The following is a 20,460-nucleotide window of genomic DNA, read 5'->3' as shown; positions in this document are numbered from 1 at the left end:
GGCCTCAAGGAGATCATTCCATGCGTTCAGTCGGACATTTCATCGGTGGCAAGGAGGTCAAGGGCACCTCGGGCCGCACCGCCGACGTTTTCGAGCCGATGACCGGTGACGTCCAGGCCAAGGTAGCGCTGGCGTCCAAGGCCGAAGTCCGCAGCGCCGTGGAAAACGCCCGCGCCGCGCAGCCGGAATGGGCCGCGACCAACCCGCAGCGCCGCGCCCGCGTCATGATGAGGTTCGTCGAACTGGTGCAGCGCGATTACGACAAGCTCGCCGAGCTGCTCGCGCGCGAGCACGGCAAGACCGTGCCCGACGCCAAGGGCGACATCCAGCGCGGCCTTGAAGTCGCGGAATTCGCCTGCGGCATCCCGCATTTGATGAAGGGCGAATACACCGAAGGCGCCGGCCCCGGCATCGACATCTACTCGATGCGCCAGGCGCTCGGCGTCGTTGCCGGCATCACGCCGTTTAATTTCCCGGCGATGATCCCGATGTGGAAGTTCGCGCCGGCGATCGCCTGCGGCAACGCCTTCATCCTGAAGCCCTCGGAGCGCGATCCCGGCGTGCCGATGATGCTCGCCGAACTGATGATCGAGGCGGGCCTGCCGGCCGGCATCCTCAACGTCGTCAACGGCGACAAGGAAGCGGTCGACGCCATCCTCGACGATCCCGATATCAAGGCCATCGGCTTCGTCGGCTCCACGCCGATCGCGCAGTACATCTATGAGCGCGCGGCCCAGACCGGCAAGCGCTGCCAGTGTTTTGGCGGCGCCAAGAACCACGCCATCATCATGCCGGACGCCGACATGGACCAGGCGGTCGACGCGCTGATCGGAGCGGGCTACGGCTCGGCCGGCGAGCGCTGCATGGCCGTCTCCGTCGCGGTCCCTGTCGGCAAGACCACCGCCGATCGCCTGATGGAAAAGCTGATCCCGCGCGTCGAGAGCCTCAAGATCGGCACCTCGATCGATCCCTCCGCCGACTACGGTCCGCTGGTGACGCGCGAGGCGGTCGAGAAGGTCAAGGGCTACATCGACATCGGCATCAAGGAAGGCGCGACGCTCGCCGTCGACGGCCGCGGCTTCAAGATGCAGGGCTACGAGAAGGGTTTTTATCTCGGCGGTTCGTTGTTCGACAACGTCACCAAGGACATGCGGATCTACAAGGAAGAGATCTTTGGCCCCGTGCTCTCGGTCGTGCGCGCGCACGATTACAAGGAAGCGCTGGCGCTGCCGTCCGAGCATGATTACGGCAATGGCGTTGCGATCTTCACCCGCGACGGCGACGCCGCGCGCGACTTCGCGGCCAAGGTGAATGTCGGCATGGTCGGCATCAACGTGCCGATTCCGGTGCCGATCGCCTATTACACCTTCGGTGGCTGGAAGAAGTCCGGTTTCGGCGACCTCAACCAGCACGGCCCGGACTCGGTCCGCTTCTACACCAAGACCAAGACGGTGACCTCGCGCTGGCCGTCCGGCGTCAAGGAAGGTGCGGAGTTCTCGATCCCGCTGATGAAGTGATCCTCTCAAGAGCGAGGCGATGATGCAGTTCGCTCTGAACGAGGATCAGGTCGCGGTTCGCGATATGGCGTTGGCGTTTGCGGCCGAGAAGATCGCGCCGCATGCGCTGCGCTGGGACGAGGAAAAGCATTTCCCCGTCGATGTGATGCGCGAGGCGGCAACCCTCGGCATGGGCGGCATCTACATCCGCGAGGATGTCGGCGGCTCCGCCATGACGCGGTTCGACGCGGCGCTGATTTTCGAGGCGCTGGCGACGGGCTGCCCGACCACCTCGGCCTTCATCTCCATCCACAACATGGCGTCCTGGATGATCGACGCCTATGGCAGCGATACCCAGCGCCACACATGGCTGCCGAAGCTCTGCACCATGGAGCTGGTCGCGAGCTATTGCCTGACCGAGCCGGGCGCCGGCTCTGACGCGGCCGCACTGCGCACCCGCGCGGTGCGTGACGGCGATCACTATGTACTGAATGGCCAGAAGCAGTTCATCTCGGGCGCCGGCGGTACTGATCTGCTGGTGGCGATGGTGCGCACTGGCGGCGACGGTCCCGGCGGCATCTCGACGCTGGTCATCGACGGCAAGACGCCCGGTGTTTCCTTCGGCGCCAACGAGCGCAAGATGGGCTGGAATGCGCAGCCGACCCGCGCGGTCATTTTCGAGAACGCGCGTGTGCCCGTCGCCAGCCGGCTGGGCGATGAGGGGATCGGCTTCAAGATCGCAATGGCCGGCCTTGACGGCGGTCGCCTCAACATCACGGCCTGCTCGCTCGGCGGCGCGCAGGCCGCGCTCGACAAGGCGCGCGCCTACATGAAAGAGCGCAAGGCGTTTGGAAAGCGACTCGACGAGTTCCAGGCGCTGCAATTCCGTCTTGCCGACATGGCGATCGAGCTCGAGGCCGCGCGCACGTTCCTGTGGCGCGCCGCTGCCGCGCTCGACCGGAAGGATCCGGACGCCACCATGCTGTGCGCGATGGCAAAGCGCTTCGGCACCGATGCCGGCTTCGAGGTCGCCAACCAGGCGCTCCAACTCCACGGCGGCTATGGTTATCTCAGCGAATACGGCATCGAGAAGATCGTGCGCGATTTGCGCGTGCACCAGATCCTCGAGGGCACTAATGAAATCATGCGGCTGATCGTGGCGCGCAAATTGATCGAGGGCGCGCGATGACGGAAGAGGGCGATCTCGTCGTTCGCCGCGAGGGCGCGGCGGGCGTGATCCGGCTCAACCGGCCCAAGGCGATCAACGCCATGACGCTGGAGATGTCCATCGGCATCGACGCGGCGCTCGATAAGTTCGAGGCCGATCCGGAGGTCGCCGTGATCGTGCTGGAAGGCGCCGGCGAGCGAGGTCTCTGCGCCGGCGGCGACATCCGCGGGCTCTGGGAGAGCTCGCGCGACGGCGGCGATCTCGGCGCGCGGTTCTGGCGCCAGGAATACGTCATGAATGCGCGGATCGCGAAGTATCCGAAGCCATATATTGCATTCATGGATGGTCTGGTGATGGGCGGTGGCGTGGGCCTGTCCGGCCATGCCAGCCATCGCGTCGTCACCGATCGCACCAGGCTGGCAATGCCCGAAGTCGGCCTCGGCTTCTTCCCCGACGTCGGCGGCACCTGGCTGCTGTCGCACTCGCCGGGCGAGATCGGCACTTATTTCGGGCTGACCGGCCAGACCATGAACGGGCCGGACGCGATCCACGCAAGATTTGCGGACGCGGTGGTGCCGGCCGCGAAATGGTCCGAGCTGCGCGAGGCGCTGACGAAGGTTCGCTCTGGTGTGACCGCGACGGAGGTCAGCAAGCTCATCAACAGCTTCGCGACCGGCGATGCCGCGGGTCCGGTCGCGGGGAAGCAGCCGATGATCGACGCGCTATTCGGCTTCGATCGCATGGAGGACATCGTCGCCGCGCTCAAGCGCGACGGCTCCGAGTTTGCGCTGGCGACGCTCAAGACTCTCAATGAGAAGTCGCCGCGCGGCATGGTGGTGACGTTGAAGCTGCTGCGGCTGGCGCGTAAGGCATCGAGCCTGGAAGAATGCCTGGTGCGCGAATATCGCGCTGCGCTGGAGGTCTTCCGCAGCGACGATTTCCGCGAAGGCGTGCGCGCCGCCGTGATCGACAAGGACCGCAATCCGATCTGGTTGCCGCGACGGATCGAAGACGTGACGCCGGACCTGCTCGCGCATTATCTCGCCGAGATCGGCGCCGACGAATTGAAGTTCAACTAACAACAGCTGATAGCGGAGGAAACGAAGATGGCCACGATCGCATTCATCGGTCTCGGCAATATGGGCGGCCCGATGGCGGCCAATCTGGTCAAGGCCGGCCACAAGGTGGTGGCGTTCGACCTCACTGAAGCCCCGCGCGCGCAAGCCAAGGCCGACGGCGCCGGCATCGCCGACAGCGCGTCAGGCGCGGTGAAGGGCGCCGATGTCGTCGTCACCATGCTGCCGGCCGGCAAGCATGTGCTCGGAGTCTGGAACGAGGTCGTTCCCGCCATGACCAAGGGCGCGCTGATCATCGATAGCTCCACCATCGACGTCGAGAGCGCGCGTCAAGCGCATGCGCTCGCCGCCAAGCACGGTGTGCTCTCGGTCGACGCGCCCGTCTCCGGCGGCACCGGCGGCGCCAAGGGCGGAACGCTCACCTTCATGTGCGGCGGCGACGATAAGGCGTTCGCGGCGGCGAAGCCCGTGCTGGAAAACATGGGCAAGAAAATCGTCCATTGCGGCGGCGACGGCGCGGGGCAGGCGGCAAAAATCTGCAACAACATGATCCTCGGCATTTCCATGATCGCGGTGAGCGAGGCGTTTGCGCTGGGCGAAAAGCTTGGGCTCTCGCATCAGGCGTTGTTCGACGTCGCCTCGACCTCGTCGGGCCAGTGCTGGTCATTGACGACCTATTGCCCAGTGCCGGGTCCGGTGCCGACCTCGCCTGCCAATAACGACTACAAGCCCGGGTTTGCGTCGGCGCTGATGGTGAAGGACCTGACGCTGGCACAGGACGCCGCGAAGGCCGCGGGCGCGGCAACGCCGCTCGGCCAGCATGCGCAGGAGATCTATCAGGCCTTCGATAAGGCAGGCCAGGGCGGGGTGGATTTTTCCGGAATTATCAAGCACGTTAGGGGGCTGGCCGGGAAAACTTGATGACGACATTTCAGGAAGCGCGCGCGTTTCTGCTTGATCAGCGCACGGATTACGAGACCGCGGTCAAAGGTTTCCGCTGGCCCGATCCGGTTCCCTTCAACTGGGCGCTCGACTGGTTCGACGCCGAGTTGGCAAAGCACGCGGAGAGCAGGGACCTTCCCGCGCTCTGGATCGTCGATGCTGCGCAGGACCGGCAGACCAAGCTCTCCTTCGCGGCGCTGTCGAGGCGCTCGAACCAGGTCGCAAACTTCCTCCGCGCGCAAGGCTTGAAGCGTGGCGATCATCTGCTGTTGCTGCTCGGCAATGTCGTTCCGCTATGGGAGACGATGCTGGCAGCGATGAAGCTCGGCGTCGTCGTCATTCCCGCCACCACGCTGCTCACTGCCGATGAACTCCGCGACCGGCTCGATCGCGGTAAGGCGAAAGCGGTGGTGGCCGCACAGGACCAAGTCGCGAAATTCGCGCGCCTTGGTGCCGAGAACGTCGTCCGCATCGTGGTCGGTGCGGCGTCCGATGGCTGGATGTCGTATGATGATGCGGCGAAAGCTCCGGAGAGTTTTGCGCCGGACGGTGCGACCAACGCCGACGACCCGATGCTGCTCTATTTCACCTCGGGCACCACCGCAAAACCAAAGCTCGTGCTGCATAGCCAGCGCAGCTACCCCGTCGGCCATCTCTCGACCATGTACTGGATCGGCCTGAAGCCCGGCGACATCCATCTCAACATCTCATCGCCCGGCTGGGCCAAGCACGCCTGGAGCTGCTTCTTTGCGCCTTGGAATGCCGGCGCGACCGTGTTTGTGGTCAACCAGCCGCGCTTTGACGCCAAGGGGCTGCTTGCCACCATCGGCCGCTGCGGCGTCACCACGCTGTGCGCGCCGCCGACGGTGTGGCGGCTGTTCATTCAGGAGAACCTCGCTGCCTTCAAGGTGGCCTTGCGCGAGGTCTGCGGCGCCGGCGAGCCGCTCAATCCGGAGGTGATCGATCAGGTGCAGGCGGCCTGGGGCCTCACCATCCGCGACGGCTACGGCCAGACCGAGACCACGGCGCTTGCCGGCAACTCGCCCGGGCAAAAGATCAAGATTGGCTCGATGGGCCGGCCACTGCCGGGCTATCGCGTGCAGGTCAGCGATTCCGACGGCAACCCTGCAAAGGAAGGCGAGGTGGCGCTGGTGCTGGGCACTGACCGTCCCGCAGGCCTGATGCAGGGCTATCAGGGCGACGACGGCCAGTTGTCCGGTGCCGAAGGCGAGCTCTATCGCAGCGGTGACGTCGTTTTCGAGGACGAGGATGGCTATCTCACCTTCGTCGGCCGCTCCGACGATGTCTTCAAATCGTCAGACTATCGCATCAGCCCGTTCGAGCTGGAAAGTGTTCTGCTCGAGCATGAACTGGTGGCGGAGGCCGCCGTGGTGCCGAGCCCGGATCCGATCCGGCTCGCGATCCCCAAGGCCTTTGTGCTGCTGACCTCGGGCGCGGAGCGCTCACCCGAGACCGCGCTCTCCATCTTCAAGCACCTCCACACGCGCCTTGCGCCATTCAAGCGCATCCGCCGCCTCGAGATCGTCGCCGAGCTGCCGAAGACGATTTCTGGAAAAATCCGCCGCGTTCAGCTACGCCGCTTGGAGCGCGACGACGACCGCAACGATCCCCTGCGCGGTCGCGAATTCCGGGAAGAGGATTTTCCGGAGCTGCCGAAAACACGGAGTGAGACCTAAGTGAACGAAGTCTGGAAGAAGCCGCCGATCACGCTGGACGCCTATCAGGCCATGGTCGGCAAGGAGATCGGCGTGTCGTCGTGGCACCTGGTCGATCAGCCGCGCATCGATACCTATGCCGACGTGATCGAGGATCACCAGTTCATTCATGTCGATCCGGAGCGAGCGAAGAAGGAAACGGCGTTCGGCACCACGATCGCGCACGGGTTCCTGACGATGTCGCTGTTGTCGATCATGTCCTATGAGGTGATGCCGGTGATCGCGGGCACCACGATGGGCGTGAATTACGGCTTCGACAAGCTGCGCTTCATCTCGCCGGTGCGTTCGGGCAAGCGCGTCCGCGGCCGCTTTGTGCTAGCGGAAGCCAAATTGCGCAAGGCTAATGAACTTCAGTCCCGCACCAATGTCACGGTAGAGATCGAAGGCGAGGACAAGCCCGCGCTGGTCGCGGAGTGGCTGGGGTTGATCTATTTCGCCTAGGCTGGGCCGGGCTTGACCCGGCCATCCATCGCTGCTCAAAAGCTTACCAAATCGCGCTCGGTGCACCCTCTCCCCTTGTGGGAGAGGGTGGCGAAATCGAGCGGAGCGAGATAAAGCCGGGTGAGGGGTATCTCTCCACGCGCTCATCTGCCGAGAGAGACCCCTCATCCGGCGCTTGCGCGCCACCTTCTCCCGCAAGGGGAGAAGGAAGAAAGGAAGCACAATGGCAATCAGGTTTGACGGACGCGTCGCCATCGTCACCGGCGCGGGCAATGGTCTCGGACGCGCGCATGCGCTGGGACTGGCCAGCCGCGGCGCCAAGGTCGTCGTCAACGATTTCGGCGGCGCGCGCGACGGCAGCGGCGGCTCGCTGTCGCCGGCGGAAGCCGTGGTCGAGGAGATCCGCAAGGCCGGGGGCACCGCGATCGCGGACGGCGCCGACGTCTCGAATTTCGAGCAGGTCACCGCGATGGTCGAGCGCGCCACCAAGGAGTGGGGCAGCGTCGACCTGATGTGCGCCAATGCCGGCATCCTGCGCGACAAGTCGTTCGGCAAGATGGAGGCCGCCGATTTCCAGAAGGTGCTCGACGTGCACCTCATCGGCACTTTCTACTGCTGCAAGGCGGCCTGGGCCGGCATGCGCGACCGCAATTACGGCCGCATCGTGCTGACAACCTCGTCCTCCGGCCTCTACGGCAATTTCGGCCAGGCCAATTACGGTGCGGCCAAGTCCGGCATGGTCGGGCTCATGAACGTGCTGGCCGAGGAAGGCCGCAAGACCAACATCCGCGTCAACATCATTTCGCCGACGGCGGCGACCCGCATGACGGAAGAGCTGCTGCCGCCGCAGGCGCTGCAGCTGATGAAGCCGAACGCGATCACGCCCGCGGTCGAATACATGCTGAGCGAGGATGCGCCGACCCGCACCATCATGGGCGCCGGTGCCGGCTCCTTCGCCGTGATCAAGATCGTCGAGAGCGAGGGCATCAACCTGCCGGAGTCCGAATGGACGCCGGATGCGGTCGCCGCGCATTTCGCCGAGATCAGCGACATGTCGAACGCGAGGGCGTTGCAGGGCGCGTTCGAGCAGACGCAGAAATACGTCGCGCAGGCTGCGGCACGCGCAGGAATAAAGCTCTGACGGACGTCGCCGTCATCGGCGCAGGTCCCGCCGGGCTGATGGCGGCCGAGGTATTGGCGCAGGGCGGCGCCCGCGTCACCATCTACGACGCGATGCCGTCTGCGGGCCGCAAATTCCTGATGGCCGGCCGTGGCGGCCTCAATCTCACCCACAGCGAGCCATTTTCGCAGTTCATGGCACGCTATCGCGAGGCGGCGCCGAAGCTGAAGGCGGCGATCGAGGCGTTTTCACCCGACGCACTGCGTGCCTGGAGCGATGCGCTCGGCGAACCGACCTTCGTCGGCACCAGCGGGCGCGTCTTCCCAAAAGCGTTCAAGGCCTCGCCCTTACTGCGCGCCTGGCTGCGCCGGCTCGATGCCGCCGGGGTGCGCTTTGCCTTTCGCCATCGCTGGACCGGATTGGACGAGCAGGGGCGGTTACTGTTTCGCACCACCGAGGGGCAACGGGCAATCGAAGCCAAGGCAACCGTGCTTGCGCTCGGCGGCGCAAGCTGGCCGCGGCTCGGCTCGGACGGCGGCTGGGCCGATATCTTTGCGGCAAAGGGCATTGCCGTCTCGAAGCTGCGGCCGGCTAATTCCGGTTTCACGGTCGCATGGTCCGATGTATTTCGTGATCGTTTCGAGGGCCAGCCGCTCAAGGGCGTGGCGCTGACGATCGGTGCACACACGGTGCGCGGCGAAGCGATGGTCACCCGCAGCGGCATCGAAGGTGGTGCGATCTACGCGTTGTCGGCGGAACTGCGCGAGGCGGTGCTGGGCATCGGACAGGCGCGACTTACGATCGCGCTGCGGCCCGACCTCAGCGCCGACGCTCTGACCACGCGGCTGTCGGGCACGCGCGGCAAGCAATCGCTCGCGAATTTCCTGCGCAAGGCCGCGCAAGTGTCGCCGGTCGGCATCGGCCTGATGCAGGAGGCCGCCATCGCATCCGGCCGCCCGCTGGCGTCGTTCTCGCCGGCCGATTTGGCACACCTGATCAACGCAATTCCGGTTCAGCTCACCGGCGTCGCCCCGATCGATCGCGCGATCTCGACCGCAGGCGGGGTCGCCTTCGACGAGCTCGATGAAGACTTCATGCTGCGCCGTGTGCCGGGCATTTTCGCCGCCGGCGAGATGCTGGACTGGGAGGCGCCAACCGGCGGCTATCTGCTCCAGGCGTCATTCGCGACAGGTGCGGCCGCGGGCAGGGGCGTGCTGGCGTGGCTTGCTAAATCGTAGGGTGGGCAAAGGCGCGATGCGCCGTGCCCACCATGTCGCTCACGACGTCCCCGTCCTCGTCACGAGATCCGTGATCAGCCCGAGCACACCGAAGCCCGCCGCCACCGCGCAGACCAACGTCCAGCCGCCAAAGCTCCAGGCCAGCGATGCTGACGCGGCGCCGACGCCGCCGCCGATGAAGAACAGCGCGACGAACAGGCCGTTCATGCGGCCGCGTGCCTCGGGGCGCAAAAGGTTGATGGCGCGGCGGCCCAAGGTCTGGTCGGTAGTGATGCCGACGTCGAGCAGGATCGTGCCGAGGCTCAGCACGAACAGCGCGGCGATGCGCGACTCCAGTGCGCCGGCCCAGGCACAGAGCGCGAGCGAGCCGATGACGAGCAGATGCGCCGCAAGAAACAGCGGCCGTGCCCAGCCCTTGTCGCCCCAGCGGCCGGCCATCGGCGTCGCGGCCGCACCGGCGACGCCGATCAGCGCGAAGGCGGCAATTCCCCTGGCATCGAGGCCGAACGGCGCTTCCGGCAGCCGCAGCGCGACCGCCGACCAGAACGCGGTGAAGGAGGCCATGACCAGCGATGCGGTCCAGGCGCGCACGCGTAGCACCGGCTCTTCGCGCAGCAGCCTCGGAAAGGACCGCAGCAATTCGACGTAGCTCGCGCGGGCCGTCGGCTGAAGCGTTGGAAGAAAGCGTGCCAGCGCGCCAGCAAGCAGCGCCATCAGGACGGCCGAGACGACATAATAGGCGCGCCAGCTCCAGAGGTCGGCGATCAGGCTCGTCGCAGGCCGTGACAGCAGGATGCCGATCATCAATCCGCTCATCACTTCACCGATGGCCTGTCCGCGGCGATCCGGCGCCACCATGGATGCAACCAGCGGGACCATCATCTGGATCGCCGCGCAGGAAGCGCCGAGGACGAAGGTGGCAAGCAGCAGCAGCGAGGGCGTCGGCGCGAACGCCGTGGCAAGGGCAGCAACGATGGCACAGCCGAGCGTACACAGAATGACGCGCCGGTTCTCGACGAGATCGACCAGGGGCACGAGCAACACGAGGCCGAGCGCGTAGCCGAGCATCGTCAGCGTGCTGATCAGGCCGGCCTGCCATTCGGGCATCGACAATGAGCGCCCGATCAGCCCGAGCAGGATCTGCGGCGCGAACAGATTGGTGACGACGACGCCGGTGGTGATGGCGCCAAGCCAGATCAAGGGCCGCTCGGCGAGCTGGTTTCGGGACGCAAGCTTGGTGGTGTCGGAAATCGTCATGGGACCTCGCAAGGCTCAGTGCGGATTCCCTTTAAGCGGCTGGTTTAATATGCTACAATTCAAATAAGCCTATAAAGAATATGCGAGTTTGTTATGAACACCCATGACCTTGTCGCCTTCGTCGCCGTGGTCGAGACTGGATCGATCGTGGCGGCCTCAGCGCGCCTCAATCTCACGCAGCCCGGCGTGACCCGGCGCATCCAGAATCTCGAAGAGATGCTGGGCGCGCAGCTTCTGGACCGGCTGTCAAAACCGCTAAAGCCGACGGCGGCGGGCCACGAGGCCTATGAGCAGGGCCGGCGTCTGCTCAGGATGCTCGACGATCTCAAGTCGGGCGTCGCCAATGACGGCGTGGTGCGCGGCGAGTTCAGGCTCGGCCTGACGCCGTTTCTCTCGGAGGCGGGGCTGACCGGACCGCTCGATGCGGTGCGCGCCGAATTTCCCGCGCTGGCCGTGCGTGTCGTCTCCGGCTGGTCGCCGAACCAGCTCGAACGTGTCAGCCGCAACGAGCTCGATGCGGCCGCGATCTGTCTGCCTGACGGCGCGGTGCCGCCTGCGGATCTCGCCGCCGACGATCTCGGCGCCCAGCCCGTCGTGTTCGTCGTCGCGCGCGACTTGAAGATCCCGCGCATCGTCGATTTCGAACGGCTGTCGCAGCTATCCTGGGTGATCAACCAGGACGGCTGCGGATTCCGCGACACGCTGAAGCGAAAATTCGATGCTGAGCATCTGCCGTTTAACATCGCTGTCGAGGCGCTGGACAGCGAGCTTCGGTTGTCGCTGGTGTCGCGCGGCCTCGGCGTCGGGCTGGTGACCCCGATTGCCCTGAAGCGCAGCGCGTTTCGCGACAAGCTCAAGCCGGTTGTTGCGCGCGACTTCAAACCCGCCGTGCGCGCATGGATCGTGCATCGCGCGCCTGCCGGCCGTCTGGAGCGGCCGATCAAGCTTTTTCGCGATGGGCTTACCTGCGAGCTCCAGGCGCTGGTCGGTGGTTAGCGCAGCTTGCCCCGCGCGGCCACCGGCAGCGTGCCGATGATCTCCTCGCCGCGGACCATCACCACCTCGTCCATCATGTTGACGACGACGCAGACATGATTGGGCACGATGCGGACGATGTCGCCGACATTGGGGCGCGTGTTGCTGCGGGAGAGATCGAGAAAGCCGTGCTCCTCGGCGAAGCGCGCGATCTTGGCTTCGGGATGCTCCAGGATCAGGCCGTGGCCGTCGAGGCCGCCGGTGTCGGTGGTCAGCGTCTTCGAGCCCGCGTCAAGGATACCGCGCTCTGGCGCGGCGCGGCTCACCACCGTCGAATAGATGTGCAGCGCGCAGTCGTCCCAGGTGGCAGAGCCCGCCGCGACCTGCATGCGGTCGTTATAGATATAGGTGCCGAAGCGATGCTCGGTGCCGCCCTTGAGCTTGCCGATATTCTTCAGGTTCGGCGTGCCGCCGGTCGAGACGATGGTGGCCTCGAGCCCGTGCGCGCGCACGCCGGCCAGCGCCTCGTCGTAGAATTTTTGCGCCTCGGTCCAGCCGGTCTCGGTCGGGTAGAGCATGAAGCCGGCAAAGTGCAGTCGCTTGGACGCCGCGATCTCGCGTGCCAGCGCAATCGCCTCGGCCGGCGTCTCGACGCCGGCGCGCTTGCGCCCCGTGTCGCATTCGACCACGACCGAGAGCGGGCGGCCGGAAGCAGCAGCGGCCTTGGGCAGGCCGGCGACGACGGTCGAATTGTCGGCGGCGACCGTCATGTTGGCCTTCGCCTGGAGCGCGCCGAGGCGTGCCATCTTCTCCTCGCCCAGGAGATTGTAGCTGATCAGGATGTCGTCGATGCCGGCATTGGCCATGATCTCGGCTTCGCCGAGCTTCTGGCAGGTGATGCCCTTGGCGCCGGCCGCGACCTGCATCTTCGCGATGGTCGGATTCTTGTGCGTCTTGATGTGCGGGCGGTTGGCGACACCGGCGTCATCGCAGGCCTTCTGGATCCGCGCGATGTTGCGCTCGACCTTGTCCATGTCGATGACAGCGCAGGGCGTGCCATATTCACGGGCGATCTTGGCGGCAAGGGGAGTGGTCATGGAAGTCTCTTGGTTGGCGCGTATTCTGATCGCAAAACCGGTGTCCACTTTTGCGGAATGCGCGCTAGGCCTGTTCGATTTCTTCGCGCCGCACTTCGAGCTCCAGCCATTTGTCCTCGGCCTCGGCCAGTTCCTTTTGCGCTTTCGTCAGAGCGTCAGAGGCCTGGTCGAAGCGCTTGCGATCCCTGCGGAAGAGATCGGGGTCGTCAAGGAAGCGCTGTTGCTTGGCGATCTCGGACTGCAGCTTGGCGATGGTCTTGGGCAACGTCTCCAGCGCATGCTGCTCGTTGAAGGTCAACCGTCGTTTCGTCGCTCCAGAAGGCGCCACTGACCGCTGCTCTTTCTTCTCTTCGGCGACCTTTGCCGTCGCGCGCTTCACGTCGGCGCCGCGCTGGGCCAGCATGTCGGTGTAACCGCCGGCATATTCGAGCCAGCGTCCGTTGCCCTCGGGCACGATCACCGACGTCACCACGCGGTCGAGAAAGTCGCGATCATGGCTGATCAGAATCACGGTGCCCTCGTAGTCGCCGAGCATTTCCTCGAGGACGTCGAGGGTCTCGAGGTCGAGGTCGTTGGTCGGCTCGTCCAGCACCAGGAGGTTGGACGGCTTTGCGAGCGCGCGTGCCAGCATCAGCCGGCCACGCTCGCCCCCGGAAAGCACCTCGAGCGGCGTGCGCATCTGTTCCTGGGCGAACAAAAAGTCCTTCATGTAGCTGACGACATGCTTCGGCTTGCCGCCGACCATGACATGGTCGCCGCGGCCGCCGGTCAGCGCCTCGGCCAGTGTCGACTTGGGATCGAGACTTTCGCGATGCTGGTCGAGCGTCGCCATCTCGATGTTGGCGCCGAGGCGGATGCTGCCGCTGTCCGGTGCGCTGCCGCCGGTCAGCATCTCGATCAGCGTGGTCTTACCGGCGCCGTTCGGGCCGACGATGCCGATGCGGTCGCCGCGCTGGACGCGGATCGAGAAGTCGTCGACGATCTTTCGCTCACCATAGGACCGGCTGATATTCTTCGCCTCGATGACGAGCTTGCCGGACTTGTCGGCTTCGGCGGCCGCGAGGTTGGCATTGCCCGTCGCGCCGCGATAGTCGCGCCGCTGGTCGCGCAGCGCGTGCAAATTGCCGAGCCGCTTGACGTTGCGCTTGCGGCGGCCCGAGACGCCGTAGCGCAACCAGTGCTCCTCGTTGACGATCTTGCGGTCGAGCTTGTGCTGGTCGCGCTCTTCTTCCGCGAGCACCTCGTCGCGCCAGGCCTCAAAGGCACTGAAGCCGCGGTCGATCTGCCGGATCTGGCCGCGGTCGAGCCAGGCGGTGCTGCGCGACAGGTTGGACAGGAAGCGCCGATCGTGGCTGATGATCACCAGCGCGCAGCGGCGGCTCTCCAGTTCGGCCTCCAGCCATTCGATGGTCGGAAGATCCAGATGGTTGGTCGGCTCGTCCAGCAGCAGGATATCGGGCGAGGGCGCGAGCACGCGCGCCAGCGCGGTGCGGCGCGCTTCGCCTCCGGAGACATGCGCCGGATCTTCTTCGCCGCTGAGACCGAGCTGCTCGACCAAATAGCGCGCCTGATAGTGATCGTCGCCGGCATTGAGGCCGGCCTCGACGTAGGCCAGCGTGGTGGAGAAGCCGGAAAAATCGGGCTCCTGCGGCAGGTAGCGGATGGTGGCGCCGGGCTGCACGAAACGGCTGCCGCCATCAGGTTCGACCAGGCCGGCGGCGATCTTGAGCAGCGTCGATTTGCCGGAACCGTTGCGGCCGATCAGGCAGACGCGCTCGCTGCTCGAAACCGACAGTTCGACGCCAGCCAGGAGCGGCGTGCCGCCAAAGGTCAGATTGATATCGCGCAATTGAATCAGCGGGGGCGCCATGCGGTGTCTCAGTCCTGTCTTGTTGCGGCCTGATCGGCGCTGCGGCGCTGGATATGGCGGATGGTCTGGTCGAGCGTCGACAGGAACGTCGAGCGGTCGCGCGGTGCGAACGAGCGGGGGCCGCCGGTGACTTCGCCGGCCGAGCGCAAATCCGTCATCAAGTTGCGGACCGCGAGCGTCATGCCGATTGATTCTTCGGTGAACGGCTTGCCGTTCGGTGCGATCACGTCGGCGCCTGCCTTCACGCAGCGGCTCGCCAGCGGAATGTCGGAGGTCACGACGACGTCGCCAGGCTTGGCGCGCTCCGCGATCCAGTCGTCAGCCGCGTCCATGCCGGCGCCGGCCGCAATCCGCTCGATCAGGGGATCCTGTGGCACGCGGATGAAATTGCCGGCCACCACGCTCACAGGCAGGCCGTGCCGGCCCGCGACGCGGTAGATCTCGTCCTTCACGGGACAGGCGTCGGCGTCGACATAGATGCGGGTGGGAGTGTCAGTCATTCGCGGCGTGGTAACCCATTCGGGCGCCAAATGCGAGGGGATTGACCCCAGTTCCGCGAGGCCTACGATCGGCCCCGAAACAACAAGAATACAGGGCAAGAACTTAGGGAAAGCGCAGCCATGCCGAACCGGATCGAAACCTACCGCGTCGCGGCTTACAACACCGCCAAACAGTCCGAAAACAAGATGCATGACGACACGGTGGCGCGTCGCTTCGGCTTTTCCGGTGGGCTGGTCCCGGGTGTCGATGTCTTCGCCTATATGATGCATGTGCCGGTCGCGCGCTGGGGCCGCGATTTCCTGTCGCGCGGGCTGATCGAGGCGCGCTTCGTCAAGCCGGTCTATGACGGTGAGACCGCCGATGTCGATGCGACCGAGCACAATGGCCTGCTGACGATCGAGGTGTTCAGCCGCAGCGAGCTCTGCGCGACCGGGACGGCGTCGCTGCTGGAGGCGTCGCCTGCGGTTTCATTGAGCGACTATGTCGAGGTCCCTGCCGTGGCCGAGCGCAAGCCGGTCAGCCCGGCGACTTTTGAAATTGGCAAATGGTTCGGCACGATGCCGCGCCGCTGGGCCGGGCAAGACGCGACCGGCTATCTCGCCGACATCCGGGAAACTGATCCGATCTTCGCGCGCGAGGGGCTCGGCCATCCAGGCCTGATCCAGCGCGTCATGAACCGCGTGCTGGTGGACAACACGATTTTGGGTCCGTGGATTCATGTCGGTAGCCGCATGCAATTGCTGTCGCCGGCGCAGGCCACTGACGAGATCGCCGCGCGCGCAAAAGTCACCGCGAACTACGAGAAGAAGGGCCACCGCTTCGTCGAGCTCGACGCGCTGGTGGTCGCCAACGGCAAGACACCGCTCGCCCATTGCCAGCACATCGCGATCTATCAGCCGCGCGAGCAGGCGGCAGCGTAGGGAAGGGGCAAGCCCGTTGCTACAAACACGGTGTCATGCCCCGCGAAGGCGGGGCATCCAGTACGTCGCGGCTTCTCAGTATCCTCGCACTGTCTCGGAGTACTGGATCGCCCGCCCCAGTGCGCAATTGCGCACAAGGCGGGCGATGACAGTTGTGCGTGTGGAGGCTGCGAGCGTCCTTCTGAGTCACTTACGCCGCCGTCCCCTTCGCGTCCTGGATCGCGCGCCACACCCGCTCCGGGGTCAGCGGCATGTCGATGTGCTTGATGCCGTAATCGGAAAGCGCGTCGACCACTGCGTTGACGACCGTCGATAGGCTACCGGCGCAGCCGGCTTCGCCGCAGCCCTTGGTGCCCAGCGGATTGCTCTTTGCGGGCACCGGGTGATCGCCGACCGCCATGAATGGCACATCCTCGGCGCGCGGCAGCGCGTAGTCCATCAGCGAGCCCGTGATCGGCTGGCCGCCCTCGTCGTAGCGAACATGCTCCATCAGCGCTTGTCCGATGCCCTGGACGACGCCGCCATGGAGCTGGCCCTCAACCAGCAGCGGATTGATCACCGTGCCGAAATCGTTCACGGCGCTGTAGCGCACGATCTGCACCACGCCGGTCTCGGGATCGACCTCGACCTCGGCGACATGGCAGCCGTTCGGGAAGGCGGAGGGGACCGGCTCGCTGGTGTGGTCGACGTCGAGGCTATCAGGCACGCCATCCGGCATCTTGCCGTCATGCAGGCGTTTGGCGAGCTCCATGATGTCGATGCTGCGGTCGGTGCCGGCGATGGTAAAACTGCCGTCGGCGAATTCGATGTCGGCCTCGGAGGCCTCCAGCATATGCGCGGCGGCGCGCTTGCCCTTTTCGATCACGAGCCTTGAGGATTCCACGATGGCTTGTCCGGTCGCCGTGATCGAGCGCGAGCCGCCTGTGCCGTTGCCAGTGTGGACGATATCGCTGTCGCCCTGCACGAGCTTGACGCTCTCGAAGGGCACCCCTAACTGCGCGCACAGCACCTGGGCGAACGGCGTCGCGTGGCCCTGGCCGTAGTCGAGCGTGCCGGTGACGAGCTGCACGCTGCCATCGGGGTCGAACACGATCTTGCCGAGCTCGGGGCTCGGCGGCGCCGTGACCTCGAGATAGGAGCCTACCGCGATGCCGCGCAGCTTGCCGGTCTTCCTGCTCTCCTTCTTGCGCTTGGCAAAGTTCTCGTGGTCGGAGATGTCGAGGGCCTTGTTGAAGACGGCCTGGAAGTCGCCGCTGTCATAGGTGACACCCGAGGAAGCCGGGAACGGCATCTGGTTCGGCTTGATGAAATTGCGCTTGCGCATGGTCAGCCGGTTGATGCCCATCTCGTCGGCGGCGCGGTCGATCAGCCGCTCCATGTAATAGTTCGCCTCGGGCCGTCCGGCGCCGCGATAGGCGCCCATCGGCGTGGTGTTGGTCAGTACCGTCTTGATGTCGACGCCCATCAGCGGCGTGCGGTAGACGCTGGAGAAGTTCTTGCCGGTATTGAGCGAGAGCGGTCCCGGCGCAACACCGGTGATGTAGGCGCCGAGATTGCCGTAGCCGGATAGCTTTGCTGCAAGAAAATGCCCCTCGGCATCCAGCGCGAGTTCGGCATGAATCCGCTGCGCACGGCCGTGGCTGTCGGAGAGGAAGCTGGTCGAGCGCTCGTCCAGCCACTTCACCGGGCGGCCCAGCACCTTGGCCGCATACAGGATGCACATGTACTCGGGATAGTTGACGTTCTTCATGCCGAAGGAGCCGCCAACATTGGGGGTGAGGATGCGCACCTTGTCGTTCGGCACCTTCATGTTCTTGGCGAGGTTGGCGCGATTGCCCGCGACGCCCTGCGTCGGCATCTGGATGGTGTAGCGCTCGGTGGTCTTGTCGTAGGAGGCGAGACCCACGCGCGGCTCCATCGAGACGACGGCAACACGGGTGTTCTCGATGTCGACCTTGGTGACATGTGCGGCGCTGGCAAAGGCCGCGTTGACCTTCTCCATGTCGCCATAGTGGTAGTCGAGCGCGACGTTGTTGGGGATATGGTCGTAGAGCTGCGGCGCGCCGGGCTGGGCGGCTTCTTCGGGATCGGTCACCGCCGGCAGCGGCTCGATGTCGACTTCGACCGCTTCGGCCGCATCGCGCGCCTGAGCCAGCGTCTCGGCGACCACGAAGGCCACGGGATCGCCGACGAAGCTGACCTTGTGGGTTGGAAGTGGCTGGCGGTTGGTCTGGAGCAGGGGCGAGCCGTCACGGCTCTTCAGCGGCAGGCCGCAGGTGAAAGGGCCATAGCCGGCGGCGTCGAGGTCCGTGCCGGTCCACACGCCCAGCACGCCCGGCAGGGCCTTGGCAGCGTCTGTCTTGAGGCCGCGGATGATCCCATGGGCATGGGTCGAGCGGACGACCACGGCATAGGCCTGGCCGGGCAGGTTGAAATCGTCGGTATAGCGGCCCTTGCCGCGCACCAGCGTGTCGTCCTCCTTGCGGCGGACGGGCTGTCCGACGCCGTATTTTTGCAGTGCAATAGCGTTTTCGAGCGTGGACGATTTGGTGTGTTCTTGCATGGAAATGACCTGAAAAGCCGGCGATTGCGCGTTTTGTGGGCGCTGGGGGGACCGGGTCCTCTTCAAATAACCCACCGCCCCGTTCACGACAACGCACGAATGGGCATGGTCCCATGTGATGCGTTGTTGCGCAGGGCTGACGCGCTGCTAAGGTTTCAGGCGAAAAAGCAATTCCAGATCGGCCCAACCGGCCGCGGAAAGACAGTTTGTATGAATGACCACACGCGGCTCCGCGACGGCCTTGCGCCGCACGGTGAGCTCGAGGGGTCGATGGCGGCGGTGGCGTTCGCCCCCGGACCGGCCGTCGCCGCGCAAGCGCCGGGAACCGGCGTCTATGCGGCGCTCGACCTCGGCACCAACAATTGCAGGCTCCTGATCGCCTGTCCGACCAACGATGGCTTTCGCGTGGTCGATTCTTTCTCGCGCATCATCCGGCTCGGCGAGGGCGTCTCGGCGACCGGCTGCATCAGCGAGGCCGCGATCGAGCGTGCCATCGTGGCGCTCAGCATCTGCCGCGACAAGATCAATCTTCGCAAGGCCAAGCGGCTGCGGCTGATCGCCACCGAAGCCTGCCGCGCGGCCTCGAATGCGGAAGGTTTTCGCAGCCGCGTCGCGGCCGAGACCGGCATCGAGCTCGAAGTCATCAACCGCGAGACCGAAGCCGGGCTCGCGGTGCTCGGCTGCTCGCCGCTGGTCGACCCGAGGGGACGGGGCGCCATCCTGTTCGACATCGGCGGCGGCTCGACCGAGCTGGTGCGGATCGAGCGCGATCCGGCGGCGCAGAATCCTGAGCCGCAGATCAAGGCCTGGATGTCGATCCCGCTTGGCGTTGTCACGCTGGCCGAGCAGTTCGGCGGCCGCGACGTGACGCCGGAGATCTATGCCGCCATGGAGCAGGAGGTCGCGAACCACGTCGCGCCGTTCGCCGAAGCGCATGGCGGCGATCTCGCCGACATGCATCTGCTCGGCACCTCCGGCACCGTGACGACGCTGGCCGGCATCCACCTCAATCTCGCGCGCTACGATCGCCGCCGCATCGACAGCATCTGGATGAACGATTGCGACATCACAGCGACCATCAGCAAGTTGCTCGGCATGAGCTATGAGGAGCGCGCGAACAACAGCTGCATCAGCATCGAGCGAGCCGACCTCGTGCTGGCCGGCTGCGCCATCCTCGATGCGATCCGCCGCGCCTTTCCGCTGCCGCGCCTGCGCGTCGCTGACCGGGGCCTGCGCGAAGGCATGCTGGTCGAGATGATGCGCGAAGACGGCGCGCTCGGGAGCTGGTGAGATGGCCAAGGACACCACCGGCCGCTTGCACGTCCAGGTCAAGACCGGCGGCAAGCGCAAATTGTCGTCGAAGCTCTGGCTGGAGCGGCAGCTCAACGATCCCTATGTCGTCAAGGCGAAGGCCTTGGGCTATCGCTCGCGCGCGGCGTTCAAGCTGCTCGAGATCGACGACAAATATCGCCTGCTGAAAGCCGGCATGTCCGTAGTCGATCTCGGTGCCGCGCCGGGCGGCTGGAGCCAGATCGCAGCCAAGCGCGTCGGCTCGATCGACGGCAAGGGCAAGGTCGTCGCGATCGATCTGTTGGATATGCCTGAGATTGCCGGCGTCGACTTTGCGCAGCTCGATTTCATGGACAACGACGCTCCGGAAAAGCTCACCGCCATGCTCGGCGGTGGCGCCGACGTCGTGATGTCCGACATGGCCGCTAACACCACCGGTCACCGCAAGACCGACCAGCTCCGCATCGTCGGCCTGATCGAGACCGCGGCGGCGTTTGCCTGCGACGTGCTGAAGCCCGGCGGAACGTTTCTCGCAAAAGCGTTCCAGAGCGGCGCCGACGCCGAGCTGCTCGCCCAGCTCAAGCGCGATTTTGCCGCCGTGCGTCACGTCAAGCCGGCGGCAAGCCGGCAGGATTCCTCGGAGCGCTACGTGCTCGCGACGGGATTTCGCGGCGAAGCGAAGGCGTAACCGCGCACTCCGTCATTGCGAGGAGCGAAGCGACGAAGCAATCCAGACTGTCACCGCGGATGCAGTCTGGATTGCTTCGCTT

At 65.4% G+C, this 20,460-nt stretch carries 17 protein-coding genes; 12 read left to right on the top strand and 5 right to left on the bottom strand.

The genetic code is table 11. The features are described from left to right. Positions 1-20 precede the first annotated feature (20 nt). From ACPPVR_RS26070 to ACPPVR_RS26035, 8 genes are all read left to right on the top strand, one after another. Positions 21-1,517, top strand: coding sequence for a CoA-acylating methylmalonate-semialdehyde dehydrogenase (locus ACPPVR_RS26070; protein WP_426609426.1), 1,497 nt, complete (start codon positions 21-23; stop codon positions 1,515-1,517). Between the two features lie 22 nt (positions 1,518-1,539). Next, positions 1,540-2,685: an isobutyryl-CoA dehydrogenase gene (locus tag ACPPVR_RS26065; protein ID WP_426616185.1), complete on the top strand. Its 1,146-nt coding sequence runs from the start codon at positions 1,540-1,542 to the stop codon at positions 2,683-2,685. Beyond that, positions 2,682-3,743 carry an enoyl-CoA hydratase/isomerase family protein gene (locus tag ACPPVR_RS26060; protein WP_426609425.1) on the top strand — a complete coding sequence of 354 codons (1,062 nt, stop codon included), beginning with the start codon at positions 2,682-2,684 and terminating at the stop codon, positions 3,741-3,743. Before ACPPVR_RS26065 ends, ACPPVR_RS26060 begins: the two co-directional genes overlap by 4 nt. 27 nt (positions 3,744-3,770) lie before the next feature. Continuing rightward, positions 3,771-4,661 (top strand): 3-hydroxyisobutyrate dehydrogenase, encoded by an 891-nt coding sequence (mmsB, locus tag ACPPVR_RS26055; protein WP_426609424.1) that lies wholly within the window; start codon positions 3,771-3,773, stop codon positions 4,659-4,661. Beyond that, positions 4,661-6,379 carry an AMP-binding protein gene (locus ACPPVR_RS26050; RefSeq protein ID WP_426609423.1) on the top strand — a complete coding sequence of 573 codons (1,719 nt, stop codon included), beginning with the start codon at positions 4,661-4,663 and terminating at the stop codon, positions 6,377-6,379. The genes mmsB and ACPPVR_RS26050 overlap by 1 nt, the downstream gene beginning before the upstream one ends. Continuing rightward, complete coding sequence (locus tag ACPPVR_RS26045) at positions 6,380-6,859, top strand: MaoC family dehydratase (protein WP_426609422.1); 480 nt, start codon at positions 6,380-6,382, stop codon at positions 6,857-6,859. Between the two features lie 223 nt (positions 6,860-7,082). After that, positions 7,083-8,000 (top strand): SDR family NAD(P)-dependent oxidoreductase, encoded by a 918-nt coding sequence (locus ACPPVR_RS26040; protein WP_426609421.1) that lies wholly within the window; start codon positions 7,083-7,085, stop codon positions 7,998-8,000. Positions 8,001-8,038: 38 nt separating this feature from the next. Continuing rightward, positions 8,039-9,217, top strand: a complete 1,179-nt coding sequence (locus ACPPVR_RS26035) for an NAD(P)/FAD-dependent oxidoreductase (RefSeq protein ID WP_426609420.1) — start codon at positions 8,039-8,041, stop codon at positions 9,215-9,217. 39 nt (positions 9,218-9,256) lie between these two features. Here ACPPVR_RS26035 and ACPPVR_RS26030 read toward each other — a convergent pair whose 3' ends face one another. Beyond that, entirely contained in the window at positions 9,257-10,474 is a 1,218-nt protein-coding gene (locus tag ACPPVR_RS26030) for an MFS transporter (RefSeq protein WP_426609419.1), read from the bottom strand. 93 nt (positions 10,475-10,567) lie between these two features. On the opposite strand from ACPPVR_RS26030, the gene ACPPVR_RS26025 reads away from it, so the two are divergent. Next, a complete protein-coding gene (locus ACPPVR_RS26025) occupies positions 10,568-11,470 on the top strand; it encodes a LysR family transcriptional regulator (RefSeq protein ID WP_426609418.1) in 903 nt (300 codons plus the stop codon). On the opposite strand, the gene ACPPVR_RS26020 is transcribed toward ACPPVR_RS26025, so the two are convergent. The 3 genes from ACPPVR_RS26020 to ACPPVR_RS26010 form a co-directional block, all read right to left on the bottom strand. Further along, positions 11,467-12,546: a D-TA family PLP-dependent enzyme gene (locus tag ACPPVR_RS26020; protein WP_426609417.1), complete on the bottom strand. Its 1,080-nt coding sequence runs from the start codon at positions 12,544-12,546 to the stop codon at positions 11,467-11,469. The genes ACPPVR_RS26025 and ACPPVR_RS26020 overlap by 4 nt on opposite strands. Before the next feature lie 64 nt (positions 12,547-12,610). Next, complete coding sequence (locus ACPPVR_RS26015) at positions 12,611-14,416, bottom strand: ABC-F family ATP-binding cassette domain-containing protein (RefSeq protein WP_426609416.1); 1,806 nt, start codon at positions 14,414-14,416, stop codon at positions 12,611-12,613. Positions 14,417-14,424: 8 nt separating this feature from the next. Continuing rightward, on the bottom strand, positions 14,425-14,916 hold the full coding sequence (locus ACPPVR_RS26010) for a YaiI/YqxD family protein (protein ID WP_426609415.1): 492 nt from the start codon (positions 14,914-14,916) through the stop codon (positions 14,425-14,427). Between the two features lie 120 nt (positions 14,917-15,036). On the opposite strand from ACPPVR_RS26010, the gene ACPPVR_RS26005 reads away from it, so the two are divergent. Next, positions 15,037-15,837, top strand: a complete 801-nt coding sequence (locus tag ACPPVR_RS26005) for a hypothetical protein (protein ID WP_426609414.1) — start codon at positions 15,037-15,039, stop codon at positions 15,835-15,837. Between the two features lie 190 nt (positions 15,838-16,027). Here ACPPVR_RS26005 and ACPPVR_RS26000 read toward each other — a convergent pair whose 3' ends face one another. Then, on the bottom strand, positions 16,028-18,400 hold the full coding sequence (locus tag ACPPVR_RS26000) for a xanthine dehydrogenase family protein molybdopterin-binding subunit (protein ID WP_426609413.1): 2,373 nt from the start codon (positions 18,398-18,400) through the stop codon (positions 16,028-16,030). A gap of 210 nt (positions 18,401-18,610) precedes the next feature. Here ACPPVR_RS26000 and ACPPVR_RS25995 point away from each other — a divergent pair, with 210 nt between their 5' ends. Continuing rightward, positions 18,611-19,690 carry a Ppx/GppA phosphatase family protein gene (locus ACPPVR_RS25995; protein WP_426609412.1) on the top strand — a complete coding sequence of 360 codons (1,080 nt, stop codon included), beginning with the start codon at positions 18,611-18,613 and terminating at the stop codon, positions 19,688-19,690. Position 19,691: 1 nt separating this feature from the next. Continuing rightward, a complete protein-coding gene (locus tag ACPPVR_RS25990) occupies positions 19,692-20,378 on the top strand; it encodes an RlmE family RNA methyltransferase (protein ID WP_426609411.1) in 687 nt (228 codons plus the stop codon). Positions 20,379-20,460: the final 82 nt, after the last annotated feature.

It is taken from the genome of Bradyrhizobium sp. McL0616 (assembly GCF_049993385.1).
Lineage (GTDB): Bacteria > Pseudomonadota > Alphaproteobacteria > Rhizobiales > Xanthobacteraceae > Bradyrhizobium.
The sequence above is the reverse complement of the archived record's forward strand: the minus strand, read 5'-3'. Positions and strand labels throughout refer to the sequence as shown.

Bases quoted from the DNA above. Each gene is read 5' to 3' on its own strand.
- ACPPVR_RS26010 (WP_426609415.1), bottom strand. From the start codon at position 14,916: ATGACTGACACTCCCACCCGCATCTATGTCGACGCCGACGCCTGTCCC.
- ACPPVR_RS26060 (WP_426609425.1), top strand. From the start codon at position 2,682: ATGACGGAAGAGGGCGATCTCGTCGTTCGCCGCGAGGGCGCGGCGGGC.
- ACPPVR_RS26000 (WP_426609413.1), bottom strand. From the start codon at position 18,400: ATGCAAGAACACACCAAATCGTCCACGCTCGAAAACGCTATTGCACTG.
- ACPPVR_RS26050 (WP_426609423.1), top strand. From the start codon at position 4,661: ATGACGACATTTCAGGAAGCGCGCGCGTTTCTGCTTGATCAGCGCACG.
- ACPPVR_RS26020 (WP_426609417.1), bottom strand. From the start codon at position 12,546: ATGACCACTCCCCTTGCCGCCAAGATCGCCCGTGAATATGGCACGCCC.
- ACPPVR_RS26040 (WP_426609421.1), top strand. From the start codon at position 7,083: ATGGCAATCAGGTTTGACGGACGCGTCGCCATCGTCACCGGCGCGGGC.
- ACPPVR_RS25990 (WP_426609411.1), top strand. From the start codon at position 19,692: ATGGCCAAGGACACCACCGGCCGCTTGCACGTCCAGGTCAAGACCGGC.
- ACPPVR_RS26070 (WP_426609426.1), top strand. From the start codon at position 21: ATGCGTTCAGTCGGACATTTCATCGGTGGCAAGGAGGTCAAGGGCACC.
- ACPPVR_RS26025 (WP_426609418.1), top strand. From the start codon at position 10,568: ATGAACACCCATGACCTTGTCGCCTTCGTCGCCGTGGTCGAGACTGGA.
- ACPPVR_RS25995 (WP_426609412.1), top strand. From the start codon at position 18,611: ATGAATGACCACACGCGGCTCCGCGACGGCCTTGCGCCGCACGGTGAG.
- ACPPVR_RS26015 (WP_426609416.1), bottom strand. From the start codon at position 14,416: ATGGCGCCCCCGCTGATTCAATTGCGCGATATCAATCTGACCTTTGGC.
- mmsB (WP_426609424.1), top strand. From the start codon at position 3,771: ATGGCCACGATCGCATTCATCGGTCTCGGCAATATGGGCGGCCCGATG.
- ACPPVR_RS26065 (WP_426616185.1), top strand. From the start codon at position 1,540: ATGCAGTTCGCTCTGAACGAGGATCAGGTCGCGGTTCGCGATATGGCG.
- ACPPVR_RS26030 (WP_426609419.1), bottom strand. From the start codon at position 10,474: ATGACGATTTCCGACACCACCAAGCTTGCGTCCCGAAACCAGCTCGCC.
- ACPPVR_RS26005 (WP_426609414.1), top strand. From the start codon at position 15,037: ATGCCGAACCGGATCGAAACCTACCGCGTCGCGGCTTACAACACCGCC.
- ACPPVR_RS26035 (WP_426609420.1), top strand. From the start codon at position 8,039: ATGGCGGCCGAGGTATTGGCGCAGGGCGGCGCCCGCGTCACCATCTAC.